Origin of the sequence: Pseudokineococcus marinus, from assembly GCF_013004605.1 — a bacterium.
In the GTDB taxonomy this organism is placed as follows: domain Bacteria; phylum Actinomycetota; class Actinomycetes; order Actinomycetales; family Quadrisphaeraceae; genus Pseudokineococcus; species Pseudokineococcus marinus.
The window spans coordinates 1-1,756 of the sequence record NZ_JABEMA010000454.1; the positions used below are offsets into that span (position 1 = coordinate 1).

Consider the following 1,756-nt stretch of genomic DNA (forward strand, 5'->3'; position numbering starts at 1 on the left):
GGCCGCGGCGAGCGTCGTCCACCCCGACGCCGGGGCGGGCACCCGGTCGAGCACCCGCACGGCGCGCAGCCCCGCGGCGACGGCGACCCCGTCCAGGGCGTCCGCCAGCGACAGGCCCGCCCCTCCGCCCACCGGAGCCGACCTCGTCCCCGGGCCGGCCGCCGTGCGGGGCGTCGGGCTCACGCGCCCCGCAGCGGGGAGATCGTCCAGGAGGCGGAGGCGCTCTCGCCGCGGGCCAGGCGGACGACGTCCGTGCCGCTGTTGAAGGCGTCGGGCGGGCACGTCATGGGCTCGACGGCGAGGCCGGCCCGGTCGAGCTCGGGCTCGGGCCGGTCGGCGGTGTGGACCTGCACCCACGGCAGCACGGCCGGGTCCCACGCGACGACGGCGCCGGTGCCGCGCGCGTCGACCACCGTGAAGCGGACGAGGCCGTCCTCGCCGGCCGCCAGCCCCGTGAGCGCGTCGTCGAGCTCGACGCCCGCCAGGGGGCGGCCGCCGCGGAGGTCCCGCGGCGTCCCGTCCACGGCGCGGACCTCGCCCGGCAGCATCCGCGCCCCCAGGGCCTCGAGGTAGGAGGACGCGTCGACGGCGGCCGTCCAGTCGTCCACGCGGCCGGTGCCGGCGCTGAGGTAGGGGTGGGCCGCGCAGCCCCACGGCGCCGGGTCGTCACCGAGCCCGGTGCCCGTGACCGTCGTCGTCAGGCCGGCGTCGTCGAGGCGGTAGCTCACGACGACGTCGACGGCGAAGGGGTACCCGGCCTGGGGGACGACGCGGGCGGAGAGCTCCAGCTCGTCGGCCTCCGCAGTGCTCGACCCACCGGTGCGGGCGTAGCGCTCCCACACGAGCAGCCCGTGCAGCGCGTGCCCGCGCGGGGGCTCGGTGAGGGCGAGCTGCTGCTCCGCGCCCGAGGCGGCGCCGACGCCGTCGAGGCGCCAGCGGCCGTCCACCACGCGGTTCGGCCACGGCGCCAGCACGGCGCCCCGGTAGACGGGGCGCACCTCGTCGGCGCCGAAGGGCACCACCAGGTCGCGACCGTCGTCGGTGAGGGAGCGCAGGCTCGCCCCCACCTCCGTGACGACCGCTCGCAGGGGGCCGTGCTCGAGGACGTGCTGCTCGCCGCTGGGGTGCACGACGCGCGAGGCTAGCGGGCCCGCCCGCCCTCGCCCGCCCGCCTCCCCGGTGCCGCGGCCGACGCGGCGGGCGAGGCCGCCCCGTCCTCCCTAGGCTCCCGGTGGGCGGCCAGGAGGCCGTCCCACGACGAGGACGGCGCCCCGGGCGCCGACCGCCACCCGAGGAGCGAGCGTGTTCGAGGCAGCCGACATCCGCGAGTACCGGGGCCACAAGGTCGTCGACGCCGACGGCGACAAGATCGGCGAGCTCGAGGCCGTCTACGTCGACACGGCGACCGACCAGCCAGCCTTCGGCACCATCACCCTGGGCGGCCTCCTGGGCGGCAAGCGCCTCGTCTTCGTGCCCTTCGACGGGGCGACGGTCGGGCCCGACTACGTCAAGGTCGCGTACTCCAAGAGCCTCGTGAAGGAGGCCCCGGCCATCGACACCGACGGGGAGCTCAAGGCCGAGGACGAGCCCGCCGTCTTCGCCCACTACGGCAAGCCGGCGGGCGACGGCTCCGGCCGTCGCCTCGCCCGGCGCTGACGGGCGCGCGCGTGCGCGACCGGCGCGGCTCGTGGCTCGGGCGGCTCGAGGCGCAGCTCCGGCGGCTCGTCGGACCGGCCCAGCTCGGGCGGTCCGACGA

2 protein-coding genes are annotated in these 1,756 nt (G+C 78.4%); one reads left to right on the forward strand and one right to left on the reverse strand.

Features of this window, described 5'->3' with window-relative positions; translation table 11 throughout:
* Positions 1 to 179: 179 nt before the first annotated feature.
* The gene (locus HLB09_RS16535; protein WP_171204394.1) at positions 180 to 1,130 is read right to left on the reverse strand and encodes an aldose 1-epimerase family protein; all 951 of its coding nucleotides are present in this window, start codon (positions 1,128 to 1,130) and stop codon (positions 180 to 182) included.
* A gap of 172 nt (positions 1,131 to 1,302) precedes the next feature.
* On the opposite strand from HLB09_RS16535, the gene HLB09_RS16540 reads away from it, so the two are divergent.
* On the forward strand, positions 1,303 to 1,656 hold the full coding sequence (locus tag HLB09_RS16540) for a PRC-barrel domain-containing protein (RefSeq protein WP_171204395.1): 354 nt from the start codon (positions 1,303 to 1,305) through the stop codon (positions 1,654 to 1,656).
* Positions 1,657 to 1,756: the final 100 nt, after the last annotated feature.